This window comes from Syntrophaceae bacterium, assembly GCA_013177825.1.
GTDB lineage: Bacteria > Desulfobacterota > Syntrophia > Syntrophales > PHBD01 > PHBD01.
In genome coordinates this window covers 61275-80304 of record JABLXX010000011.1, presented here as the reverse complement: position 1 = coordinate 80304, position 19030 = coordinate 61275, and the positions used below count along the sequence as shown (strand labels likewise).

Genomic DNA, 19030 nt, shown 5'->3' with positions numbered 1-19030 from the left:
TCTTGAGATGGAATATCCCCCTATCCGGGAATAAGGGAGTTGCCCTCTATGATATCCTTTCCGCTCCCCTCCTACAAGCTGTCTTCCGGGATCCGGACGGCCGAGTCGTTCTGGAGCTTGATGATGCGGGCCCGCCCGAAGACCTGAGGGAGAAGGTTGTTGGCATAGTAGGCTGCGGTATGGAGTTTTCCCTCATAAAACGCCCGGTCCGCCGGGTCGGTGTCCCGGCTCCGGAGCTTGTCTTCGGCGATGAGGGCCTGCTCCAGGAGCAGATGGGCAACGGCCACCTCGGCGACACAGTCGAGGAAGCGGGTCGCCGTCAGGGGAACAAGATCGACCTTTCCTTCCTTGAGGAAGGATCCGTAGAGAAGGGCGATCTCCATGACCGCCTCGAGGGCCTCCTCGAGAATGGCGAGCTCGCCGGGGAACCGGTTTTCCGAGCGTCCCTTCCGGATGAGGGCGAGGACTTCGTCCATCCATTCCCGGTAGATCTTCCCGCCTTCCATGTTGAGCTTGCGGCCGATGAGGTCCAGCGCCTGAATGTAATTGGTGCCGTCCCAGATGGAGAGGATCTTGCAATCCCGGGTGTACTGCTCCACCGGATATTCCTTGGTAAACCCGTAACCGCCGAGAATCTGGATGCCTTCCCGGCCCAGCTCGAAGATCCGGTCGGAGCCGTAGGCCTTCACCAGGGGCGTCAGGAACTCCAGGCGGCCCAGGGCAGCCTTTCGCTCCGCTTCCGTGGCCGCCGCCTTGGCCAGGTCTTCCATGAAATAGGCCTTGAACACCAGGGCGCGCAGACCCTCCGTGATGGATTTGATGTTCATCAGCATCCGCCGGATGTCCACGTGCTCGACGATTCGCACCCGGTCCCCCTTCTTTCCGAAGGGAACGCCCTGAATGCGCTCCTTGGCGTAGGCCAGGACATTGGCGTAGATGTTCGCCCCGAAGGCTACCGACTCGAGCCCGACGGCCATCCGTGCCAGGTTCACCATGTCGAACATGTAGGCCAGGCCCATCCCCTGCTGACCGATCAGGTAGCCGCGGCAGTTGCCGTTCTCCCCGAAGTTCATGACGCAGGTGGCCGAGCCGTTGAGGCCCATCTTGTGCTCGATGCCGATGCAGGAGACGTCGTTTGGCTCGCCGAGGGAGCCGTCCTCGTTCACCCAGATCTTGGGTACGGCGAAGAGGGAAACCCCCTTGGCCCCCGCCGGGGCTCCTTCGATCCGGGCAATGACGAGGTGGATGATGTTTTCCACCAGGTCGTGTTCCCCGGAGGTGATGAAGATCTTGGTCCCCTGGATCTTGTACAGGTCCCCGTCGGGAGTCGCCTTCGTCGAGACCATATGGGCGTCGGAACCTACTGCGGGCTCGGTGAGGCACATTCCTCCGCTCCACGTCCCGTCATACATTTTCCACAGGAAACGCTCCTTCAGCTCCGGCGTTCCGTACTTCTCGATCATGGCCCCGTTACCGGGACCCATGCCGGCGTAGCATCCGAAGGCGAAGTTGGCGCTCATGAAGAATTCCTGGGCCGCCTCGGCGATGACCAGGGGGAGCCCCTGGCCGCCGAAATCCGGCTTCGTTGCGAGGGCGAACCAGCCGCCCTCCTGGAATACCTTCCAGACATCGTGAAAGGACTTGGGCGCCATGACGCGGCCCGCTTCGAACCGGGCGCCTTCCCGGTCCCCGTCCTGGAACGTCGGCGCCATGACGTCGGCGGCGATCTTCTGCGCCTGGTTGAGGATCATGTCGAAATCTTCCCGGGTGAAATCCCGGTAGGCTTCCAGCTCCAGGAGCCGCTCGATGCCCAGCTGTTCGTGCAGGACGAACCGCAGGTCCCGATCGTCCCGCTTGTAAAAGTTCTGACCCATTCAAACCTCCCTATTGGAAAAACCCTGCTTGAGCATGCGCACGATCTGCTCCTTGGCCTGCTCAACGGGAAACTCGTCGTGATTGAATTCGGGGTTGTAGACATACTGGCGGATCGTCATGTCCACGGCCCCATAGATGATGTACGAGGCGACCAGGGGGGAGATGGCCTGGCAGTAGATCCCCTTTTCCTGCCCCTCACGGAAGACGTCCGCCAGGTTTTTGAGGAAGGCGTTGTATACTTTCCAGTTCTCCGGTGAATAGAACTGAGAGTGCCGGGGCACGTCCATGATGAGGACTTTCATCATGTCCGGGTTGTTCTGATAGCTGCGGAAGATAAAATCGATGATGGCCAGGATCTTTTCCCCCGGCTCGCTGACGGTCTGGTTGATCCTCTCCATCCGATCCAGGAGGACATGCCACCGCTCCCGGAAGATCGAAAGGAGGATGTCGTCCTTGCTGGCGAAGTAGTGGTAGAGGGAGCCGTAGGCCACCCCGGCTTCCGTCGAGATGTCCAGGGTCCGGCTGTTGTGGTAGCCTTTTTCAGAGAATACCCGGACGGCGGCTTCGAGGATGATGTCCCTTTTGGTCTGTGCCTTCTCCGTCATAGCGATTCCCTCTTTCCCGGTAGGATTTGTGCGTTGATGACAGGCAGGGCCGGCGGTCCGGTACCAACGCGGGATCTTTCTTCCGCGACGGCCGGGCCGCACGGCCCGGGATCAAAAACGGTCCTTCCGTTGATATTCCATGGTCGACGCTTCCGTTTATCAGATGATGCCCTTCTCTTTCAAGGGAGCCAGCTCCGCCTCTCCCATTCCCAGCAACTCGCCGAAGACCTCAGCGTTGTGCTGGCCGACATCCGGGGAGCTCCCCTCGACGGGGAGGATCTGGCCGTCGATCTTGATGGCCACGCCGGGGACCTTCACCTGAAGGCCGCTGGAGTGGGTCACTTCCGCGACCAGGCCGCGCGCCTGGGCATGCGGATTTTTCAGCATGTCGCCTGCATTCTGGATCGGCGAGCAGGGCACGCCGTTTTTCATCAGCATGCCGAGCAGTTCCATGGTTCCATGCTGAACCGTCCAGCCAACGATGATCTCCCGGAGGTCGGCTTCGTTCACGCAGCGCTGGTAGTTGTCGGAGAATTTCGGGTCTTCCATCAGGTCCTCGCGTCCCATGACCTTGGCGAGGGCGCCGAAATTGTTATTGTTCGCCGTGGCGATCATGAGCCAGCCGTCCTTCGTCTTGAAGGTGTCGAAGGGGGTGACGTAGGCGAGGCGGTTGCCAAAGCGCTGGACTTCCTTGCCCAGGTTCATCGGGCTGAGGAACGGAACGTCCTGGGTGTTGAGGACGCAATCGAGCATGGCGACATCAACGTGCATGCCTTTCCCCGTCGTCCGGGCCTGGAGGACGCCCATCACGATTCCGAGGGCCCCGAAGGTCCCGGAAAGGTAATCCACGGCGGCGTTACCCGTTCTCGTGGGGGCGCCGTCGGGGAAGCCGGTGGACATCATCATGCCGCTCATGGCCTGGATGACCGCATCGTAACCCGGCAGGGGGGAGAGGGGGCCGAACTGGCCGAAACCGGAGATCGAGCAGTAGACGATTTTGGGGTTGACGGCCTTGATCGTCTCGTAATCGATGTTCCAGCGCTTCATCGTCCCGGGTGTGTAATTCTCAAGGATAACATCCACTTTTGCGGCCAACTTGCGGAAGAGCTCCTGTCCCTCCGGTTTGTTCAGGTCGATCGACAGGCCCTTTTTGGCCCGATTGATGCTGACGAAGCCCAGCGGAACGCCATCCTTCTGGGGGGGGAACAGCCGCGAGTCCTCTCCCCGGCCCGGCCGCTCCAGCTTGTAGACCTCCGCGCCGTAGTCGGCCAGGAGGGCGCCGCAGTACGGCCCCGAGATGGAACTGGTGAAATCGATTACCTTTACGCCTTTCAGGGGTTTCATTATTCTCTCCTTTCCCATTGACTTTACAGGATGATCCTGTGTGTTGGCAAAATGTGACTGACCAGTCAGTCAGGCATCGAATAACGACTTCGGAATGCCTTGTCAAGCAAAATCTTCGCCGAGAATTTCCTTGACAAGGCCCATGTTTTGTCCTTTATTCAGCCCTTTCTTCCGGTTGAGGTAATTCTCATGCGAATCCCCATCGGACAGATCCCCGAGGAAGGGAAGGCCTACTCTATAATAAAGGAGGAGGACTGGCTGCCGGAGCTGCTGGACGGAGGCGAGCCGGTGGAATTCTCGGTAGGCGAAGTCCAGGTCGCCTGTGTGCTCCGGAAGGTGCGGGAGGCCGTTTATGTTGAAGGCTCCCTGGCGACGGAAGTCCTGGGCGAGTGCTGCCGCTGTCTGGAAAATGCACGGTTGCGTATCCAGTGCGAATTCCGCTATATCTTTCTGCCCGAACCGGATATACACGCGGAGGAAATGGAGCTGTCCAGGGACGACTTGGACTGCGTGTACTACCGGGAGGAGGTCATCGACCTCGACCCGGTTATCTACGAGCAGATCATGCTGCAGGTTCCGATGAAGATGCTCTGCCGGGACGACTGCCGGGGGCTTTGCGGATCCTGCGGGGCCAACCTGAACCGCGATGCCTGTACATGTCCCCCCCGCGGGGGCGACGAGCGCCTCGCCGTTCTGAAAAAACTGAAGCTGAAAAATTCTTGAAAACGAGGAACATCGGTCATGCCAAACCCAGTCAAAAGACATTCCAAGACCCGCCGGAACAAACGGAGATCCCACGATTTCCTGACCCCGACCCTGGGCTCCGCCTGCCCCCAGTGCGGTGAGCCGAAGCTTCCCCACCGCGTTTGCCCCAACTGCGGAACCTACAAGGGCCGCGAGGTCGTGCCGGCGGAAAAACTGTCGTAGTCCGAGCCGGCCGTTCATGAGAGGGCCGTCCATGTTCCGACTGGGACTGGTTTTCCCCGGACAGGGCTCGCAGTACGTAGGAATGGGAAGTGATCTGTACAGCGAGTTCTCCGCTGCCCGCGCCGTCTTCGACCGGGCTCGGGATATCCTCGGCTTTGATGTGGCGTCCCTCTGTTTCGAGGGGCCGCGGGAGGCCCTGGACCTGACGGTCAACACCCAGACGGCCGTCCTGACCCTGGATATCGCTGTCTACGAGGCTTTTCGCAGCGAGATGCCGCTGGTTCCGGCCGTCCTGGCGGGTCACAGCCTGGGAGAATATGCGGCCCTGTATGCCGCCGGCGCCTTGTCCCTGGAACACCTTCTCCCCCTGGTCCGGGCCCGCGCCCGTTATCATCAGGAAGCCGTTCCCGTAGGGGAAGGGGCCATGGCCGCGATCCTGGGACCCGGCGAGGAAGCCGTTCGGGCGGCCTGTCTCCAGGTTTGTGCCGGAGGGGAAGAAGTAACGCTGGCCATCCACAATGCCCCCGGCCAGACGGTCGTTTCCGGCCACGCCGGGGCGGTGGAGCGTGTGGTTGAAGAGATCCGACGGTCCGGCGGGGCGCAGGCGGTGAAGCTGCCCATCAGCGTGCCCTGCCATTGCGATCTCCTGGCCCGGGCGTCGGAGCGCCTCCGGGAGGATCTGGAAGAGATTCCCTTCGGGGACTTTGCCGTGCCCGTGATCCCGAACTGCGATCCCGACGTTTTCTATACCCGGGAAACAGCCCGGGAACTCCTGTGCCGGCAGATCATCCGGCCGGTCCGGTGGAAGGAGACAATCGAAAAAATGGCCGCCCTGGGGGTGGATACCATCCTGGAGATGGGTCCCAAGCGCACCCTGTCGGCCCTTATCAAGCGCATCGACCGGAGGTTCCGTCTGCTGAACGCGGAGAATGCGGATTCCCTGAGGAAAGCCGCTTCGCTCCTCGGCGGGGATGCGGAGCAGCCGGTGCAATCCTGAAGGAGGAAACGGTTCATGACACTGGAGGAAAAGGTCATCAACATCATCATGGAGCAGCTCGGAGTGACGCGCGAGGAGTGCGTTCCCGAAGCGGCCTTCATCGAGGACCTCGGCGCCGACTCGCTTGATCTGGTGGAACTGATCATGGAGATGGAAGAAAATTTCGGCATCACGATCGCCGACAACGAATTGGAAAAGATCCGCACCATCCAGGACGCCATCGCCTTCCTCAAGAGCAAGGGCGTTTCCTGACCAGCCATCGACCGCAGGCGGATTTCATGACGAACAGAAGAAGGGTTGTCATCACGGGCCTGGGGGCCGTCACCCCCGTGGGCAACTCCGTCCGCGAGGCCTGGGAAAGCGTCTGCGCGGGCCGGTCCGGCATCGGGACCATCACCCGGTTCGACACCACGGGTCACCAGACCACGATTGCCGGCGAACTGAAGAATTTCGACCCTTTGGCCTTCGTCGACAAGAAATGGCTCCGCCGCATCGACCCCTTCATCGTTTACGCCCTCGCCGCCTCCGACATGGCCATGGCCGACGCGGACCTGGCCGCGGACACGTCCGGCGGGGACCGGGCCGGCACCATCATCGGATCCGCCATCGGCGGACTCTCGAACATGGAGACGGCGAAGGAGGCCATCGACCGGGGAGGTCCCCGGAAGATCTCCCCCTTCGCGATTCCGGCGGTCCTGGGTAACCTTGCAGCGGGTCACGTATCCATCCGGCACGCCCTCCGGGGACCCATCAACTGCACCACGACCGCCTGCTCCGCCGGAAACCACGCCATCGGGGACTCTTACCGGATGATCGCCGGCGGCTGGGCGGATGTCATGCTCGCCGGAGGTGCCGAGGCGGCCATTACCCCCCTGGGCGTCGGCGGCTTCAACTCCATGCGGGCCATCTCGCTCCGCAACGGCGAGCCAGAAAAGGCCAGCCGACCTTTTGACCGGGACCGTGACGGATTCGTCATCGCCGAGGGATCCGGGCTTGTCGTCCTGGAGGAAATGAACCGGGCCCTCGACCGGGGAGCCCGGATCTACGCCGAGATCGCGGGTTACGGCTCCACGGCGGACGCCTTCCACCTGGCGGCGCCTCCGCCGGGGCACGAGGGCGCGGCCCGGTGCATGCGGGAGGCCCTCCGGGACGCCGGTCTCCGGCCGGAAGAGATCGATTACATTAACGCCCACGGCACATCCACACCCCTGAACGACGCCTATGAAACAGAAGCCGTCAAGGCTGTCTTCGGGGAGCACAGCCGCCGGCTGGCCATGAGCTCGACGAAGTCCATGACGGGACACCTTCTCGGAGCCGCCGGCGGGGTCGAGGCGATCTTTACGGCCAAGGCCGTGGAGGAAGGCATCCTGCCTCCGACCATCAACCTCGACAACCCCGACCCGGAATGCGACCTCGATTATGTGCCCCACCATGCCCGCCGGCAGGAGATCCGGGCCGCCCTGTCGAGCACGTTCGGCTTTGGAGGGGCCAACGCCGTGATTGTCTTGCGAAAGTTCGCCCCATGAACATGCAGCCGCTTATCCTTGGCTCCGACCACGCCGGTTATGATCTGAAGGAAGCCGTCAAGGCGATTCTTGCCAAGGCCGGCATCCCTGTGACGGACGCCGGCACGAACGGTCCGGAACCGGTGGATTATCCCGATTTCGCCCGCCCCGTGGCGGAGGCCGTCTCGTCCGGCCGGTTTGCCCGGGGGATCCTCTTCTGCGGCTCCGGCGTGGGCATGTCCATCGCCGCCAACCGCTATCCCGGCGTCCGTGCCGCCCTGTGCCTGGACGAGGAGACGGCCCGCATGAGCCGGCTCCACAACGACAGCAACGTCCTCGTGCTGGCGGGGCGCAAGACGGATCCGGAGGCGGCCCGGCAAATCGTCAGGACCTGGCTCCTGACGGAGTTCGAAGGGGGGCGCCATGGGAAGCGCCTCGACAAGATCCGCGGGATCGAGGATGCCCTGCACCTCAAATAATCCATAACAACGGGAGGAAGACGGAATCCATGACGCACCTGAAAAAGACCGATCCGGAAATCGCCGACGCCATTCTGCGGGAAACGATCCGGCAGGCCGGCAAGCTGGAGATGATCGCCTCGGAGAACTTCGTCAGCGAGGCCGTTCTGGAGGCCCAGGGCGGCATCATGACGAACAAGTACGCCGAGGGCTACCCGGCGAAGCGTTATTATGGAGGCTGCGAGTACGTGGACGTGGCCGAGTCGCTGGCCATCGAGCGCTGCAAGAAGCTTTTCGGCGCCGACCACGCGAACGTCCAGCCCCACTCGGGCACCCAGGCCAACATGGCCGTCTACTTCGCCACCCTCCAGCCGGGCGATACGGTCCTGGGCATGAACCTCTCCCACGGCGGTCACCTCTCCCACGGCAGCCCCGCCAACTTTTCGGGGAAGCTTTATAACGTCGTAGCCTACGGCGTCCGGAAGGACACGGAGACCATCGACTTCAACGAGGTGGAAGACCAGGCGAAGAAGCACCGCCCGAAGCTGATCGTCGTCGGCGCCAGCGCCTATCCCCGGACCATCGACTTCGAGGCCTTCCGGCGGATCGCCGACTCGGTCGGGGCCGTCATCATGGCCGACATCGCCCACATCGCGGGACTCGTGGCCGTGGGGCTGCACCCTTCGCCGATTCCCGTCTGCGAGTTCGTCACCTCGACGACCCACAAGACCCTCCGGGGTCCCCGCGGAGGCCTCGTCATGTGCCGCCAGGACTTCGCCCAGGCCCTGAACAGCCGGGTGTTTCCGGGCATGCAGGGGGGCCCGCTGATGCACGTCATCGCGGCGAAGGCCGTGGCTTTCCAGGAGGCACTTCAGCCGGCCTTTGCCGAATACCAGGGCCAGATCGTCAAAAACGCGAAGGCCATCGCCGACGCGCTCATGAAGGAAGGCTTCCGCCTCGTCTCCGGCGGGACGGACAACCACCTGATGCTGGTGGACCTCACGGAATCCGGCGTGACCGGCCGGGACGCCCAGGAGGTCCTGGACCGGGCGGGCATCACCGTCAACAAGAACGGCATCCCCTTCGACACGAGGGGCCCCATGGTGACCAGCGGGATCCGGATCGGGACGCCGGCCCTTACAACCCGGGGCATGAAAGAAGAAGAGATGCGCCTCGTCGCGGGCTGGATCGCCCGGGTTCTCCGGGATCCCGGCAACGAAAGCCTCGTGGCGAGCGTCCGGGCGGACGTCTCGGCCCTCTGCGAGCGGTTCCCCCTCTATGCGGAGCGGATCCGGGCGGGGTCATGACGGACGGCGCGGCCAGGCGTCCCTCATGGGACGAGTACTTCATGGACATCGTCGGGGTCGTCTCCCGGCGCTCCACCTGTGTGCGACGCAAGGTGGGGGCGGCGCTGGTCCGGGACCGGCGGATCCTGTCCACGGGGTACAACGGCGCCCCCTCCGGGATGGCCCACTGCCTCGACCGGGGGTGCCTCCGGCTGGAGAAAAAGGTCCCTTCGGGAGAGCGCCACGAGCTGTGCCGTGGGCTCCACGCGGAGCAGAACGCCATCATCCAGGCGGCCCTGCACGGCGTCAGCGTCCGGGGGGCGACTCTGTACTGCACGAACCAGCCCTGCGTGATCTGCGCGAAGATGATCATCAACGCGGGGATCGTCCGGATCGTCATCCGCGATGGTTACCAGGACGACCTGGCGGCGGAGATGCTCCAGGAGGCGGGCATCGAGGTGTCCCAGTCATGAAGTGCCCTTTCTGCGCCAACGGCGAGAACAAGGTCATCGATTCCCGGGTGAGCAAGGACAGCAGCTCCATCCGCCGCCGCAGGGAATGCCTGGCCTGCGGAAAGCGCTTCACGACCTACGAGTACGTCGAGGAGGTCCTGCCGGTGGTGGTCAAGAAGGACGGCCGCCGGGAGCCCTTCGACATGGTGAAGATCCGGAACGGCATCAAGAAGGCCTGCGAGAAGCGGCCCATCCCCACGGAGTCGATCGAGGAGATCATCGAGCGGATCGAGCAGGCCTGCCAGGAATACCAGGGGAAGGAGATCCCCTCCACGGCCATCGGAGAGCAGGTCATGCGGGAGCTGAAAGGCCTCGACGGCGTGGCCTACGTGCGGTTCGCTTCGGTGTACCGGTCCTTCAAGGACGTCGGGGATTTCATGGAGGAGCTGCAGGACTTCCTCCAAGTCAACAAGGAGAAGCAGAAGTAGCCGGAAGGCCGGGGAATGCAGGTCATGTTCACGGGAATCATCCAGGGGTTCGGGACCGTCCGGGGGCTCGCGAAGAAAGGCCCCGAGGGCCGGCTGGAAGTGGAGGCCGCCCTGGACCTTTCGGACATCAGGACGGGCGACAGCATCGCCGTCAACGGCGCCTGCCTGACGGTGACGAGGCGGGACGGAAACCGCTTCGCCGCCGACGTCTCGGCGGAAACCCTGGAGCGGACGACCCTGAAGGGCCTCCGGACGGGGGAGCGGGTGAACCTGGAAAAAGCCCTGCGCCTGACCGATTTTCTCGGGGGGCACCTCGTCCTGGGCCACGTGGACACCGTGGGACGGATCGTCGAGAAGACGGACCGGGGCTCCTCGATCGTCTTCGGCTTCGAGATTTCCAGGGAACTGGGAAAGTATGTCGTGGAGAAGGGTTCCATCGCGGTGGACGGCATCAGCCTGACGGTAAACCGTTGTGAAAATAACCGTTTCTATGTTAACGTCATCCCCCACACGGCGCAGGAGACCTCTCTGGGATTCCGGAAGGTGGCCGACACCGTGAACATCGAGACGGACATTCTGGGCAAATACATCGAGAAGCTTCTGCAGGGAGGAAAGGGCGGCCGGGGGATCGACCGGGCCTTCCTGGCGGAACACGGCTTCGACAAGGGATATTGAGACATGGCAGTCAGTTCGATCAAGGAAGCGTTGGAAGACATCCGGAACGGCCGGATGGTTATACTCGTCGACGACGAGGACCGGGAAAACGAGGGAGATCTCTGCATGGCGGCCCAGTTCGCCACGCCGGAGGCCGTCAATTTCATGGCCCGCTTCGGACGGGGCCTCATCTGCCTGACCCTGACGGAGGAACACGCCGACCGGCTCCATCTGTACCCCATGGTGCGGGACAACCGGTCCCGCTTCGGCACGGCCTTCACCGTTTCCATCGAGGCGAAGCACGGGGTCTCCACGGGGATCTCGGCGGCCGACAGGGCCACGACCATCCGGGCGGCCGTGGACGACAACGCCCGGCCGGAAGACCTGGTCAGCCCGGGCCACATTTTCCCGATCCGGGCCCGCAAGGGCGGCGTCCTCGTCCGGACGGGACAGACGGAAGGCTCGGTCGACATGGCCCGCCTGGCGGGGCTCAAGCCCTCCGGCGTCATCTGCGAGGTCATGAAGGACGACGGGACGATGGCCCGCATGCCCGACCTGGAGGCCTTCGCCGCGGAGCATCGCCTGAAGATCGTCACGATCGCGGACCTGATCGAATTCCGGATGCAGCACGAGCGTCTCATTCACCGCTCCGCCTCGGCGTTGTTGCCGACCAAATTCGGCGGCGATTTCCGCATCACCGTCTACGAGAACGACGTGGACGACATCCTCCATATCGCCCTGGTCAAGGGAGAGATCACGCCGGAGGACGAGGTCCTCGTCCGGGTCCACTCGGAGTGCGCCACCGGCGATATCTTCGGGTCCCTTCGCTGCGACTGCGGCGACCAGCTGCAGACGGCCATGAAGATGGTGGAAGACGAAGGCAAGGGCGTGATCGTCTATATGCACCAGGAGGGGCGCGGCATCGGCCTGGTGAACAAGATCAAGGCCTACGAGCTGCAGGAGCAGGGCCGCGACACGGTGGAGGCGAACCTGGATCTGGGATTCAAGGCGGACCTCCGGGACTACGGCATCGGTGCCCAGATCCTGGCGGATCAGGGCGTCCGCAAGATGCGCCTCATGACGAACAATCCCCGCAAAGTAGTCGGCCTGGAGGGATACGGCATCACGATCACCGAGCGTGTTGCCATCGAAATCGAGCCGACGGACAGCAGCATCCGGTACCTGTCGGCGAAAAAGAAGAAGATGGGGCACATGCTGAACGGAGTATAGACGGATTCGGGGACGGACTGAAAGCCGTCTCCTCTCGGAGAGGACAAGACCTTTGCCCCGGGCTGTACAAAAAGGGTCGGATGCAAGGCGCCCGAAATCCTGAACCGTGAGTCGTACCGTTTCGTACGTCGGGTGGCGAAGGACGAGGGGAACGCAGCAGACAGCCGTTTTTCAACAGCCCAGGGCGGGAATGGAGAGAAGTTATGCCGAAAACGGTGGAAGGAAAGATCGTCGCCAAGGGGATGCGGTTCGGGGTCATCGCCAGCCGCTTCAACGACTTCATCTGCGGCCGTCTCATCGAAGGAGCCCTGGACGCCCTCGTGCGGGCCGGCGCCGACGAGAAGGACATCCAGGTCTACAAGGTTCCGGGAGCCTTCGAGCTGCCCCTGGCGGCGAAGAAGATCGCCAAGAGCGGCCGGTTCGACGCCGTGATCTGCCTGGGGGCGGTGATCCGGGGGGCCACACCCCACTTCGAGTACATCAGCGCCGAGGTGACCAAGGGGATCGCCATGGTCGGGCTGGAAACGGAAGTGCCCGTCGCCTTTGGAGTCCTCACGACCGATACGATCGAACAGGCCATCGAGCGGGCCGGGACGAAGTCGGGCAACAAGGGCTGGGACGCGGCCATGACGGCCATCGAAATGGTCGACCTCTTCCGGAAGATCTGAAAGGCCCGCCGGCGGCGGCATCATGCCCATGCAAGTCAGAAGAAAGGCCCGGGAAGCGGCCGTACAGATCCTCTACGGCCTCGACGTCCAGGAACGGGACCCCTGGGAAGCTCTTGAACACTACTGGCAGAACTTCGACCGTTCGGAGATGCCGGCGGAGGCCCGCGAATTCACCGCGGACCTGGTGACCGGCACCTGGGAGCGGCGGGACGAGATCGACGGGCTCATCGGAAGCTGTTCCGAGCACTGGTCTCTCCCCCGCATGTCCAAGGTCGACAAGGCCATCCTGCGGATGGCCGTCTACGAGCTCCGGTTCTGCCCTGACATCCCCCCCAAAGTGGCCCTCAACGAGGCCATCGATCTGGGGAAGCTCTTCGGTTCCGAAAACTCGGGGGCCTTCATCAACGGCATCCTCGACGCCCTCCACGGCCGCTTCGGCCGGGAGAACCGGTCCCCGGAGCCTCAACCCGACGCGTCGGAATCCGGCGAGGAAGACCCGAAAAGCCCGGCATCCATCCCGGACTAGACGGCCCGCCGTCCCGCAAAAGCCCGTTTTTCCCCAATCAGGTTGAAAGAAGAGGTCCGTTGTGTTACGACGGGACAACATCTCTACCGCAAGGGAGCCCGCCATGAACATCAAGTACAACCCCTGGGAAATCGAACAGAAATGGCAGAAGAAGTGGGAGGAGAACAAGACGTTCCACGTACATGAGGATCCCGCGCGAAAGAAATATTACCTCCTGGAGATGTTCCCCTATCCCTCCGGCCGGATCCACATCGGCCACGTCCGCAACTACGCCATCGGCGACGTCGTTTCCCGCTACAAGCGGATGCAGGGGTTCAACGTCCTGCACCCCATGGGCTGGGACTCCTTCGGAATGCCCGCCGAAAACGCCGCCATCGAGCGGGGCATCCACCCCGCCGTCTGGACAAACGACAACATCGCCAACATGAAGAAGCAGCTCAAGCGGATGGGTTTCAGCTACGACTGGGACCGTGAGCTTTCCACCTGTGAGCCCTTCTACTACAAGTGGGAGCAGCTCTTCTTCCTGTGGATGTACGAAAAGGGCCTGGCCTACAAGAAGACCTCCTCGGTGAACTGGTGCCCCAAGTGCCAGACCGTCCTGGCCAACGAGCAGGTGGAGGCGGGGCTCTGCTGGCGCTGCTCCTCCGACGTGGTGGAGAAGACCCTGGACCAGTGGTTTTTCCGGATCACAGCGTACGTGGAGGAGCTCCTGGAAGGATGCGACCGGCTCCCCGGCTGGCCCGAGCGGGTTCTCACGATGCAGCGCAACTGGATCGGCAAGAGCCACGGCTTCGAGATGATCTTTCCCATGGCCGACGGCAACGGCGAGATCAAGGTCTTCACCACCCGGCAGGACACCATCTACGGCGCCACGTTCATGCTCGTCGCGGCGGAGCATCCCCTCGTCCTGGAACTGGCGAAGGGCAAGGCCTGCGAGGGCGAGGTCCAGGAGTTCGTCGAGAAGATCAAGCGGCAGGACAAGAACCTGCGTACCTCCGACTACTACGAGAAGGAGGGCGTCTTCCTCGAGTCGTACTGCCTCAACCCCGTGACCCACAAGAAGATGCCCATCTTTGCCGCCAATTTCGTCCTGGCGGACTACGGCACGGGCTGCGTCATGGCGGTGCCGACCCACGACCAGCGGGACTTCGAGTTTGCCAAGAAGTACAACCTGCCGCTCATCGTGGTCATCCAGCCGCAGAACCGGGCGCTCAACGTCCAGACCATGACGGAGGCCTACGTCGACGAGGGGATTCTCGTGAATTCCGGCCCGTTCAACGGGATGGAGAACATGAAAGCCCTCGATGCCATCGCCGATCACCTGATCTCGATCAACCGGGGGCAGCGGACCATCCAGTACCGCCTCCGCGACTGGGGGATCTCGCGACAGCGCTACTGGGGTGCGCCGATCCCCATGGTTTACTGCGAAAAGTGCGGTACCGTCCCGGTGCCCGAGAAAGACCTCCCGGTGGTCCTGCCGATGGACGTGGAGCTGACCGGCGAGGGCGGCTCGCCCCTGGCCCGGCACAAGGCCTTCGCCGAGACGACCTGCCCCGGCTGCGGTGGCGCCGCCCGGCGAGAGACGGACACCATGGACACCTTCGTGGAATCCTCCTGGTACTTCGACCGGTTCTGCTGCGCCGTTCACGACGTCAAGCCCGGACTGGACCGGAAGGCCCTGGACTACTGGATGCCCGTGGACCAGTACATCGGCGGGATCGAGCACGCGATTCTCCACCTTCTCTACTCCCGGTTCTACACGCGGATGCTCCGGGACTTCGGCATCATCGGCGTGGACGAGCCCTTCGCGAACCTGCTTACCCAGGGCATGGTCTGCAAGGAGACGATGAAGTGCCCCGAGCACGGCTTCCTCTTCCCCGAAGAAGCCAAGGACGGCAAATGCGCCACCTGCGGCAAGGACGTCATCATCGGCAAGACGGAGAAAATGTCGAAATCGCTGAAGAACATCGTCGATCCCGACTACCTGGTGGAAAAATACGGCGCCGATACGGCGCGGGCCTTCTGCCTCTTCGCGTCGCCGCCGGAGAAGGACCTGGAGTGGAGCGACCAGGGGGTCGAGGGTTCTTTCCGCTTCCTCAGCCGCATCTGGCGGATCGTTATGGAAGAGTACCTGGATGACATCCGGGACATGGCTCCCTTCGACGGAAAGACGCCCCTGGAGGGGGACCTGAAAAACCTCCGCCGGAAGACCCACCAGACGATCCGCAAGGTCACCGGCGACCTGGAAGACCGCTTCCGTTTCAACACCGCCATCAGTGCCGTTATGGAGCTGGTGAATGCCCTGTACCTGCTGAACAGGCCGGATAAAGGCGACAAGCTGGCCCTCTCGGTGATTCGGGAGGCCGTGGAGGCGGTGCTTCTCCTGATGGCCCCCATCGTTCCCCATATCACCGAAGAGCTGTGGGAAATGCTCGGCAAGAAGACGCCCCTGGCCGACATGCCCTGGCCGGCGTGGGACCGGGAGGTGGCCTCCGAGGAGGAGATCACCATCGTACTCCAGATCAACGGCAAGGTCCGCAGCCGCATCACCGTGCCTGCCGACGAGGAGGAGGACAAGATCAAGGCGCTCGCCCGGGGAGACGAAAAAATCGCGAAGATGATCGAGGGGAAGCAGGTGGTCAAGGAGATTTACGTTCCCCGCAAGCTCGTCAACATCGTGGTCAAGGACTGACGGGGGGACGGCGCGGATGCATCTTTCGAAACGGCAGATTTTCTGGCTTATCGTTCTGGCCCTGACCTCCCTGTGGGCCTGCGGCTACCACTTCGTCGGCACCGGCGGCGACGGCATCGATCCCGCCATCAAGCGAGTCCACGTCCGCACCTTTGGAAACGCCACCAACGAGCCCAACGTGGAGAACACGTTCCGGTCGGCCTTCATTGACCGGATCATCCAGGGAGGACGCTTCCAGATTGTCGACCGGGCCGACCAGGCCGACGCCGTCCTGAAGGGAAACATCAAGAACCTGGTGCGGACACCCCTGGCCTATGCGGCGGGGAACCTGGCGGCGGAAGAGCGCTGGACCGTCAACGTGGACATCTCCCTTCAGGAGCGGGACACGGGGAAGGTCCTCTGGGCGAACAGCGACTTCGGATTGACGGGGGACTACAAGGTGTCTTCGTCGAGCCTCTCGGTGACCGAACGGAACAGAAAGGAAGCCCTTGTCAAGCTGGCCAGCGACACAGCCGAGAGGGCGTATTCCATGATTCTGTCCGGTTTCTGAAAGGCCGGGTTACTTCTCGAGAAGGGTGTTGACCTTCCTGGTGAGGCGGGAGACCTTGCGGGAGGCGGTCTTCTTGTGAAAGGCGCCCTTTGCGGCGGCCTTCTGAATCGCCGGAATCGCTTCCTTCAGCGCGGCCTGCGACTCTTCCTTGTCCTTGCCGGCCACGGCCCCGAGGACCTGCTTGACCGACGTCTTGACGTTGGATTTCACCATGGCGTTTCTGAGGCGCCGTTTCTCGTCCTGCTTGCTTCTCTTGATCGCGGATGCGTGTGTGGCCAACTGCCTTCCTCCTTGAGAAATTAAGGTTGAGACCATTATCCGAAATACCCCTCCCTGTCAAGGGTAAAGTGCCTAAAGTCGTCAACAATCGCTTGACTTGCCATTGCCGATTGGTTATGGTGCCCTCCGCAACAAGCCAATCCGACCAAGACGTGGGGATGTAGCTCAACTGGGAGAGCGCGGCGTTCGCAATGCCGAGGTCAGGGGTTCGATCCCCCTCATCTCCACCATTTCTTTCTCCACTTCTTTGTTTGCCCCCGTAGCTCAGGAGGATAGAGCACCGGATTCCTAATCCGGGTGCCCCGCGTTCGAGTCGCGGCGGGGGCACCATTTTATTGGGATAGCGAGTTTCCTTTAATCCGTATAAGGGATTTTAATAAGGGACTTTGGTTTAAAAGGACACCGGATTGGAGGGGAAAGAAACACGGATTGGGTTTCATAAGGAGGAAATTGCGATGAATGAACACAAATTTGTTTGCCATCTTTGCGGAGCGAAACAGATGCACGACCCAGCTAAGGGACCGTTGCCTCCCGGTTGGAAAATGAAAGGGATTAACGATGAAGCCCTTTTGCTCTGTAAAGCCCACGCTTACGAAGGTCATTGGCATGATGGACCTTCACCAGCTGTTCAGGAACTTTATAGAAAGAAATTTGGTCAGGAAATTATTGATTATTGATATATTCTGGATTTTCGTAGATGTTACCGATAACTTCAATATCATCAAGTGCACACAAACTTGTAATGTTTGTTTTTTCTTTATCCTCATAACCAGCATACCAGCCACTCCTTGACCATATTACAGGTTTTTTTTCAACACAATATTCTCCTGCTCCATTAACTATATCACCCTCATAAATTTCTTTTCCGTTTTTATCTTTAAGACTTGTGTATTGCATCAAATCATAATCACAACTGTCAAATAAGTAGAATTCATCAGGATCATGTGCACCAATAATTTCTCCACTCAATGGGTCAATCGCAGAATTTTTTAAATCAATCGATCTTTTATTGGTTTTATCCCAAGCTCTAAATTTTATTTCTCTCATAATTTTTATTTAATTATTACTTGCACTTCCATTTTAACAGATGTATAAAGTCTGTCAAATGGTTGGTGTGGATAACTTTTTGAAAGGAGGGGGAAATGCTAACCAGAGCTATCACGTGTAAACAATGTAGCTTTAAAGGTGTGGTTGAGGCTCATGACACAATTAATAATCCTCAAACAAGCATATTTAAACATCTCGGTAAAGACCCCAAGGGTTATCTCCATTTTCTGTGTCCAAAATGTGGAGCTGATGAAGCTTACTCACCTTACAGCTTTTTCCATCCAGGGATAAAGTTGACTTTTTATGTTCTCATGGGCTTGGTAATTTTCAGTTTTTATAAATGTGTAACATAATGTCAAAAGGGGGGACTATATGGAAAGGAAACTGGTGTCGGAAAAAGAGTTGGTAAATATCCTAAACAATGAGCTTCGTAAAAATGAAGACTCTGAGGGCTACAGTTTTGATGGTGGTGTTTTGAAATTGAAGGAGCCAGACGAAACGGGATGTAATTGGTCAAGGGTTAAACTGAGGGGTAGCGGAGTTCCAATAAAACCAATGGCGATGGTTGCAGAGCGGATAGTTTCAGAGGCAAAAAAGAAATACAACGTAAAGTAATCCCCTTAAGGGACTTTCATAAGGGGCTAGGTAAAAAAAGAGGCTCTTTTGACCACATTGGAGCCAAAAGAGCCAAGAGACAACACTTGAAAATCAGCTATTTAGCTGTTTTGAGAAAGGTTTATCTCAATTCCTAATCTGGGTGCCCTGGTGTTAATTGTCACTGCTATAGAGCCATTTCGTAATCGGCATAATGAGTCCACTTTCTAATCGCCGCATTGGAGCCTGATTTTTTAGATCCCAGCAGCTATCTTTTTCGACACCCTATCACTTTTGACATTATTGCTATTAATAACGTCACACCATTGACATCTACGTCAAATCTCTCGTCGATATCTTTATAAACAATTCCGATTCATTCCATCCGGCGTAACATCGCAAATATCCCTTTTCTGTAAATAATTCTATTTTATCAATGCGTTGAAAACAGGTGAGACATGATATCTCACATTGAACCATTTCTTACCCAAGGCAATTATTAGTAGTTGACTGACGATCAATCAAGCGTCTCCGTTGGCATGGATCATGTAAAAACAGACAATAAAGCAAATTGCCATTCTATCAATCGCGAAGGAGGATATGGATAATGGACCAGAACATGATCTTGAGACAGCTTCAGATTAACAAGATGGCATTTAGCAATACTTTCAATTCATTAACCATCATTCAGGAACAAATGGAGCGCATGATCAGAATGTATGTTGCTCAGGTCCCTGTGATTCCCGTAGAGGGTAAAAAAGTTTTCATGGATTGGGCAAATACGTGCAAAAAAGTCCAGCAGATGTCTCTTGATATCTATTTCCATGGCGATGAAGACGATCAATCGCATTGA

At 59.9% G+C, this 19030-nt stretch carries 23 protein-coding genes and 2 tRNA genes; 20 read left to right on the top strand and 5 right to left on the bottom strand.

What is annotated here, in order from left to right:
* Positions 1-71: 71 nt before the first annotated feature.
* The 3 genes from HPY65_17680 to HPY65_17670 all read right to left on the bottom strand — a co-directional run bounded on the left by HPY65_17680 (position 72) and on the right by HPY65_17670 (position 3824).
* Entirely contained in the window at positions 72-1874 is a 1803-nt protein-coding gene (locus HPY65_17680) for an acyl-CoA dehydrogenase (protein NPU86312.1), read from the bottom strand.
* Positions 1875-2480, bottom strand: coding sequence for a TetR/AcrR family transcriptional regulator (locus tag HPY65_17675; GenBank protein NPU86311.1), 606 nt, complete (start codon positions 2478-2480; stop codon positions 1875-1877). It abuts the gene before it with no gap.
* Positions 2481-2639: 159 nt separating this feature from the next.
* Entirely contained in the window at positions 2640-3824 is a 1185-nt protein-coding gene (locus HPY65_17670) for a CoA transferase (GenBank protein ID NPU86310.1), read from the bottom strand.
* Positions 3825-4013: 189 nt separating this feature from the next.
* Between HPY65_17670 and HPY65_17665 the strand changes: the two genes are divergently transcribed.
* From HPY65_17665 to HPY65_17595, 15 genes are all read left to right on the top strand, one after another.
* Positions 4014-4547 carry a DUF177 domain-containing protein gene (locus HPY65_17665; protein NPU86309.1) on the top strand — a complete coding sequence of 178 codons (534 nt, stop codon included), beginning with the start codon at positions 4014-4016 and terminating at the stop codon, positions 4545-4547.
* An 18-nt stretch (positions 4548-4565) separates the two neighbouring features.
* The gene (gene rpmF, locus HPY65_17660) at positions 4566-4751 is read left to right on the top strand and encodes a 50S ribosomal protein L32 (GenBank protein ID NPU86308.1); all 186 of its coding nucleotides are present in this window, start codon (positions 4566-4568) and stop codon (positions 4749-4751) included.
* A 31-nt stretch (positions 4752-4782) separates the two neighbouring features.
* Entirely contained in the window at positions 4783-5748 is a 966-nt protein-coding gene (gene fabD / locus HPY65_17655; GenBank protein ID NPU86307.1) for an ACP S-malonyltransferase, read from the top strand.
* A gap of 15 nt (positions 5749-5763) precedes the next feature.
* Entirely contained in the window at positions 5764-6000 is a 237-nt protein-coding gene (acpP, locus tag HPY65_17650) for an acyl carrier protein (protein NPU86306.1), read from the top strand.
* A 26-nt stretch (positions 6001-6026) separates the two neighbouring features.
* On the top strand, positions 6027-7274 hold the full coding sequence (fabF, locus tag HPY65_17645; protein NPU86305.1) for a beta-ketoacyl-ACP synthase II: 1248 nt from the start codon (positions 6027-6029) through the stop codon (positions 7272-7274).
* Entirely contained in the window at positions 7271-7732 is a 462-nt protein-coding gene (gene rpiB / locus HPY65_17640) for a ribose 5-phosphate isomerase B (GenBank protein NPU86304.1), read from the top strand. Before fabF ends, rpiB begins: the two co-directional genes overlap by 4 nt.
* Positions 7733-7761: 29 nt before the next feature.
* On the top strand, positions 7762-9018 hold the full coding sequence (locus HPY65_17635) for a serine hydroxymethyltransferase (protein NPU86303.1): 1257 nt from the start codon (positions 7762-7764) through the stop codon (positions 9016-9018).
* Complete coding sequence (locus HPY65_17630) at positions 9015-9470, top strand: cytidine deaminase (GenBank protein NPU86302.1); 456 nt, start codon at positions 9015-9017, stop codon at positions 9468-9470. Before HPY65_17635 ends, HPY65_17630 begins: the two co-directional genes overlap by 4 nt.
* Positions 9467-9937: a transcriptional repressor NrdR gene (gene nrdR, locus HPY65_17625; protein NPU86301.1), complete on the top strand. Its 471-nt coding sequence runs from the start codon at positions 9467-9469 to the stop codon at positions 9935-9937. Before HPY65_17630 ends, nrdR begins: the two co-directional genes overlap by 4 nt.
* 24 nt (positions 9938-9961) lie before the next feature.
* Complete coding sequence (locus tag HPY65_17620) at positions 9962-10612, top strand: riboflavin synthase (protein NPU86300.1); 651 nt, start codon at positions 9962-9964, stop codon at positions 10610-10612.
* Between the two features lie 3 nt (positions 10613-10615).
* A complete protein-coding gene (locus HPY65_17615) occupies positions 10616-11821 on the top strand; it encodes a bifunctional 3,4-dihydroxy-2-butanone-4-phosphate synthase/GTP cyclohydrolase II (protein NPU86299.1) in 1206 nt (401 codons plus the stop codon).
* Positions 11822-12024: 203 nt separating this feature from the next.
* Positions 12025-12489 (top strand): 6,7-dimethyl-8-ribityllumazine synthase, encoded by a 465-nt coding sequence (locus tag HPY65_17610; protein NPU86298.1) that lies wholly within the window; start codon positions 12025-12027, stop codon positions 12487-12489.
* A gap of 28 nt (positions 12490-12517) precedes the next feature.
* Positions 12518-13015: a transcription antitermination factor NusB gene (gene nusB / locus HPY65_17605; protein ID NPU86297.1), complete on the top strand. Its 498-nt coding sequence runs from the start codon at positions 12518-12520 to the stop codon at positions 13013-13015.
* 103 nt (positions 13016-13118) lie between these two features.
* Complete coding sequence (locus HPY65_17600; GenBank protein NPU86296.1) at positions 13119-15707, top strand: leucine--tRNA ligase; 2589 nt, start codon at positions 13119-13121, stop codon at positions 15705-15707.
* Positions 15708-15723: 16 nt separating this feature from the next.
* A complete protein-coding gene (locus HPY65_17595; protein ID NPU86295.1) occupies positions 15724-16257 on the top strand; it encodes a hypothetical protein in 534 nt (177 codons plus the stop codon).
* 9 nt (positions 16258-16266) lie between these two features.
* Here the strand turns inward: HPY65_17595 and HPY65_17590 are convergent, their stop codons facing one another.
* Positions 16267-16536: a 30S ribosomal protein S20 gene (locus HPY65_17590; GenBank protein ID NPU86294.1), complete on the bottom strand. Its 270-nt coding sequence runs from the start codon at positions 16534-16536 to the stop codon at positions 16267-16269.
* Positions 16537-16690: 154 nt separating this feature from the next.
* Between HPY65_17590 and HPY65_17585 the strand changes: the two genes are divergently transcribed.
* The 3 genes from HPY65_17585 (at position 16691) to HPY65_17575 (ending at position 17213) form a co-directional block, all read left to right on the top strand.
* A tRNA-Ala gene (locus HPY65_17585) sits at positions 16691-16766 on the top strand.
* 23 nt (positions 16767-16789) lie between these two features.
* Positions 16790-16866: transfer RNA gene (locus HPY65_17580), tRNA-Arg, on the top strand.
* A gap of 125 nt (positions 16867-16991) precedes the next feature.
* Positions 16992-17213: a hypothetical protein gene (locus HPY65_17575; protein NPU86293.1), complete on the top strand. Its 222-nt coding sequence runs from the start codon at positions 16992-16994 to the stop codon at positions 17211-17213.
* Here the strand turns inward: HPY65_17575 and HPY65_17570 are convergent.
* Positions 17200-17583, bottom strand: a complete 384-nt coding sequence (locus HPY65_17570) for a hypothetical protein (GenBank protein ID NPU86292.1) — start codon at positions 17581-17583, stop codon at positions 17200-17202. The genes HPY65_17575 and HPY65_17570 overlap by 14 nt on opposite strands.
* 372 nt (positions 17584-17955) lie before the next feature.
* On the opposite strand from HPY65_17570, the gene HPY65_17565 reads away from it, so the two are divergent.
* Together HPY65_17565 and HPY65_17560 are read left to right on the top strand one after the other, a co-directional pair.
* Positions 17956-18198: a hypothetical protein gene (locus tag HPY65_17565; GenBank protein NPU86291.1), complete on the top strand. Its 243-nt coding sequence runs from the start codon at positions 17956-17958 to the stop codon at positions 18196-18198.
* 586 nt (positions 18199-18784) lie between these two features.
* Positions 18785-19030 carry a hypothetical protein gene (locus tag HPY65_17560; protein NPU86290.1) on the top strand — a complete coding sequence of 82 codons (246 nt, stop codon included), beginning with the start codon at positions 18785-18787 and terminating at the stop codon, positions 19028-19030.

Excerpts from the sequence above, each read along its gene's own strand:
- HPY65_17680 (NPU86312.1), bottom strand. The coding sequence starts at position 1,874 with ATGGGTCAGAACTTTTACAAGCGGGACGATCGGGACCTGCGGTTCGTC.
- HPY65_17675 (NPU86311.1), bottom strand. The coding sequence starts at position 2,480 with ATGACGGAGAAGGCACAGACCAAAAGGGACATCATCCTCGAAGCCGCC.
- HPY65_17670 (NPU86310.1), bottom strand. The coding sequence starts at position 3,824 with ATGAAACCCCTGAAAGGCGTAAAGGTAATCGATTTCACCAGTTCCATC.
- HPY65_17665 (NPU86309.1), top strand. The coding sequence starts at position 4,014 with ATGCGAATCCCCATCGGACAGATCCCCGAGGAAGGGAAGGCCTACTCT.
- rpmF (NPU86308.1), top strand. The coding sequence starts at position 4,566 with ATGCCAAACCCAGTCAAAAGACATTCCAAGACCCGCCGGAACAAACGG.
- fabD (NPU86307.1), top strand. The coding sequence starts at position 4,783 with ATGTTCCGACTGGGACTGGTTTTCCCCGGACAGGGCTCGCAGTACGTA.
- acpP (NPU86306.1), top strand. The coding sequence starts at position 5,764 with ATGACACTGGAGGAAAAGGTCATCAACATCATCATGGAGCAGCTCGGA.
- fabF (NPU86305.1), top strand. The coding sequence starts at position 6,027 with ATGACGAACAGAAGAAGGGTTGTCATCACGGGCCTGGGGGCCGTCACC.
- rpiB (NPU86304.1), top strand. The coding sequence starts at position 7,271 with ATGAACATGCAGCCGCTTATCCTTGGCTCCGACCACGCCGGTTATGAT.
- HPY65_17635 (NPU86303.1), top strand. The coding sequence starts at position 7,762 with ATGACGCACCTGAAAAAGACCGATCCGGAAATCGCCGACGCCATTCTG.
- HPY65_17630 (NPU86302.1), top strand. The coding sequence starts at position 9,015 with ATGACGGACGGCGCGGCCAGGCGTCCCTCATGGGACGAGTACTTCATG.
- nrdR (NPU86301.1), top strand. The coding sequence starts at position 9,467 with ATGAAGTGCCCTTTCTGCGCCAACGGCGAGAACAAGGTCATCGATTCC.
- HPY65_17620 (NPU86300.1), top strand. The coding sequence starts at position 9,962 with ATGTTCACGGGAATCATCCAGGGGTTCGGGACCGTCCGGGGGCTCGCG.
- HPY65_17615 (NPU86299.1), top strand. The coding sequence starts at position 10,616 with ATGGCAGTCAGTTCGATCAAGGAAGCGTTGGAAGACATCCGGAACGGC.
- HPY65_17610 (NPU86298.1), top strand. The coding sequence starts at position 12,025 with ATGCCGAAAACGGTGGAAGGAAAGATCGTCGCCAAGGGGATGCGGTTC.
- nusB (NPU86297.1), top strand. The coding sequence starts at position 12,518 with ATGCAAGTCAGAAGAAAGGCCCGGGAAGCGGCCGTACAGATCCTCTAC.
- HPY65_17600 (NPU86296.1), top strand. The coding sequence starts at position 13,119 with ATGAACATCAAGTACAACCCCTGGGAAATCGAACAGAAATGGCAGAAG.
- HPY65_17595 (NPU86295.1), top strand. The coding sequence starts at position 15,724 with ATGCATCTTTCGAAACGGCAGATTTTCTGGCTTATCGTTCTGGCCCTG.
- HPY65_17575 (NPU86293.1), top strand. The coding sequence starts at position 16,992 with ATGAATGAACACAAATTTGTTTGCCATCTTTGCGGAGCGAAACAGATG.
- HPY65_17570 (NPU86292.1), bottom strand. The coding sequence starts at position 17,583 with ATGAGAGAAATAAAATTTAGAGCTTGGGATAAAACCAATAAAAGATCG.
- HPY65_17565 (NPU86291.1), top strand. The coding sequence starts at position 17,956 with ATGGAAAGGAAACTGGTGTCGGAAAAAGAGTTGGTAAATATCCTAAAC.
- HPY65_17560 (NPU86290.1), top strand. The coding sequence starts at position 18,785 with ATGGACCAGAACATGATCTTGAGACAGCTTCAGATTAACAAGATGGCA.